This is a genomic window from Actibacterium mucosum KCTC 23349, from assembly GCF_000647975.1.
Taxonomy (GTDB): domain Bacteria; phylum Pseudomonadota; class Alphaproteobacteria; order Rhodobacterales; family Rhodobacteraceae; genus Actibacterium; species Actibacterium mucosum.
This window is the reverse complement of record NZ_JFKE01000017.1, coordinates 1-3,446: the sequence shown is the minus strand read 5'-3', so window position 1 is coordinate 3,446 and position 3,446 is coordinate 1. Positions and strand designations below refer to the sequence as shown.

The 3,446-nt window shown below is 53.3% G+C and carries 2 rRNA genes; both read left to right on the top strand.

Annotated elements, in window-relative coordinates:
- The first annotated feature begins 402 nt into the window (after positions 1–402).
- Positions 403–3,224: ribosomal RNA gene (locus tag ACMU_RS18505) — 23S ribosomal RNA — on the top strand.
- A gap of 91 nt (positions 3,225–3,315) precedes the next feature.
- Positions 3,316–3,430, top strand: a 5S ribosomal RNA gene (gene rrf, locus ACMU_RS18500).
- The last annotated feature ends 16 nt before the right edge of the window (positions 3,431–3,446 follow it).

The window sequence follows — 3,446 nt, the reverse complement described above, 5'->3', positions numbered from 1 at the left end:
CCCCGTTTACCACCCCGATTTGATCGTTAAGAACCCCCGTGGTTCTTAACCATCCAATCGGATGAACGGATCTTCGATGAAGATCCACTGACATCGTTTAGAGAGATATCAATACGACACTGTTGGTCGCGCCGAGTATGGCGATGACCTCAGGGCGGTGCCTTCGCAAGAGGGCAAGCATCGGGTTGCAGCCTTTTCCTCGGCTGTCCGGTGTATGCTGCGCTGAAACGACAGTGTTGTCCAAGTCAAGTACACTAACCCGGTGTGGTCGCAAGACTGCACCAACATGTCCCTCGTTACGAACCAGTGCGAGGGGCGGGAAAATGTATGACTTCCGATCCTGATTGCCACGCAAGTGGCGCAGAGCATGGCCTTTGCCAAGGTCTTGCTCTTTCTGGATCGGATCAAGCGCGAAAAGGGCGTTTGGTGGATGCCTTGGCAGTAAGAGGCGATGAAGGACGTGATACTCTGCGATAAGCGATGGTTAGCCGAGAATAGGCTTTGATCCATCGATCTCCGAATGGGGCAACCCACTGGATACTCTACTATAATCTGCTTTGCAGTTTATAGCGGGGTAAACCCAGTACTTTTTACCTGAATACATAGGGTTTAAAGAGCAAACCCGGGGAACTGAAACATCTAAGTACCCGGAGGAAAGGAAATCAATTGATACTCCCCTAGTAGCGGCGAGCGAACGGGGACCAGCCGAGCCGTGAGTGTGATTGGAATGCGTTGGGAAGCGCAGCCATAGTGGGTGACAGCCCCGTACAAGAAGCACGATCGGACGTATTAAGTAGGGCGGAACACGTGAAATTCTGTCTGAAGATCGGAGGACCACCTTCGAAGGCTAAGTACTCCTTACTGACCGATAGCGAACCAGTACCGTGAGGGAAAGGTGAAAAGCACCCCGACGAGGGGAGTGAAACAGTTTCTGAAACCGGACGCCTACAAGCAGTGGGAGGGCCCTTGCGGCCTGACCGCGTACCTTTTGTATAATGGGTCATCGACTTGGTCTATCTAGCAAGCTTAAGCCGTTAGGTGTAGGCGCAGCGAAAGCGAGTCTTAATAGGGCGTCGAGTTAGATGGATCAGACCCGAAACCGAGTGATCTAGGCATGACCAGGTTGAAGGTTGGGTAACACCAACTGGAGGACCGAACCCACATCTGTTGAAAAAGATCGGGATGAGTTGTGCCTAGGGGTGAAAGGCCAATCAAACTCGGAGATAGCTGGTTCTCTGCGAAATCTATTTAGGTAGAGCGTCATCCGAATACCCCGGGGGGTAGAGCACTGGATGGGTAATGGGGCCCCACAGGCTTACTGATCCTAACCAAACTCCGAATACCCGGGAGTACTAGATGGCAGACACACTGCGGATGCTAACGTCCGTAGTGGAGAGGGAAACAACCCTGACCTACGACTAAGGCCCCTAATTCATGGCTAAGTGGGAAAGCAGGTGGGACGACCAAAACAACCAGGAGGTTGGCTTAGAAGCAGCCATCCTTTAAAGATAGCGTAACAGCTCACTGGTCTAAATAAGTTGTCCTGCGGCGAAGATGTAACGGGGCTCAAGCCATGAGCCGAAGTCTAGGATGCCGTAAGGCATGGTAGCAGAGCGTAGTGTGATAAAACCCACTCCTCCTTGATCCCTTCGGGGATATTGGAGGATCGGGTTTGGCGATGAAGCAGTTCTGTGAGGAACTGTGGAGCGATCACTAGTGAGAATGATGACATGAGTAGCGACAAAGAGTGTGAGAGACACTCTCGCCGAAAGTCCAAGGGTTCCTGCTTAAAGCTAATCTGAGCAGGGTAAGCCGACCCCTAAGTCGAGGCCGAAAGGCGTAGACGATGGGAACCAGGTTAATATTCCTGGGCCAGGAGGATGTGACGGATCGTGAAGGTTGTTCACCCTTATCGGATTGGGTGGGCCGCTAATCGGTTCCTGGAAATAGCCCTCCGCCAGATCGTACCCTAAACCGACACAGGTGGACTGGTAGAGCATACCAAGGCGCTTGAGAGAACGATGTTGAAGGAACTCGGCAAAATACCTCCGTAAGTTCGCGAGAAGGAGGCCCAGTTTCTACGCAAGTAATGACTGGGGGCACAAAATTGGGGGTGGCGACTGTTTACTAAAAACACAGGGCTCTGCGAAGTCGCAAGACGACGTATAGGGTCTGACGCCTGCCCGGTGCCGGAAGGTTAAAAGGAGGAGTGCAAGCTCCGAATTGAAGCCCCGGTAAACGGCGGCCGTAACTATAACGGTCCTAAGGTAGCGAAATTCCTTGTCGGGTAAGTTCCGACCTGCACGAATGGCGTAACGACTTCCCCGCTGTCTCCAACATCGACTCAGCGAAATTGAATTGCCTGTCAAGATGCAGGCTTCCCGCGGTTAGACGGAAAGACCCCGTGCACCTTTACTACAGCTTCACACTGGCATTAGGCCGAGCATGTGCAGGATAGGTGGTGGGCTTTGAAACCAAAACGCCAGTTTTGGTGGAGCCTCCCTTGAGATACCACCCTTGCTCTGCTTGATGTCTAACCGCGGTCCGTTATCCGGATCCGGGACCCTGTGTGGCGGGTAGTTTGACTGGGGCGGTCGCCTCCTAAAGCGTAACGGAGGCGCGCGAAGGTTGGCTCAGAGCGGTCGGAAATCGCTCGTTGAGTGCAATGGCAGAAGCCAGCCTGACTGCGAGACTGACAAGTCGAGCAGAGTCGAAAGACGGCCATAGTGATCCGGTGGTCCCGAGTGGAAGGGCCATCGCTCAACGGATAAAAGGTACGCCGGGGATAACAGGCTGATACTGCCCAAGAGTCCATATCGACGGCAGTGTTTGGCACCTCGATGTCGGCTCATCTCATCCTGGGGCTGGAGCAGGTCCCAAGGGTACGGCTGTTCGCCGTTTAAAGAGGTACGTGAGCTGGGTTTAGAACGTCGTGAGACAGTTCGGTCCCTATCTGCCGTGGGTGTAGGAGATTTGAGAGGAGTTGCCCCTAGTACGAGAGGACCGGGGTGAACGATCCACTGGTGGACCTGTTGTTGCGCCAGCAGCAGTGCAGGGTAGCTATGATCGGAAAGGATAACCGCTGAAGGCATCTAAGCGGGAAGCCCCCCTCAAAACAAGATCTCCCTGAGGGCCGTGGAAGACCACCACGTCGATAGGCCGGAGGTGTAAGTGCAGTAATGCACTCAGCTGACCGGTACTAATTGCCCGATAGGCTTGATACGATCCAGTAAAAGCAAGACACACATAAATCGGAAGTCACTCGGACAACGTGAACAAAATCACATCGTATTGATAATCTTGGTTTTTTCTCGGTTTGGTGGTCACAGCGCCAGAGAAACACCCGACCCCATCCCGAACTCGGCCGTTAAGCTCGGTTGCGCCGATGGTACTGCGTCTCAAGACGTGGGAGAGTAGGTCACCGCCAAACCTAGTAAAAACCAAAA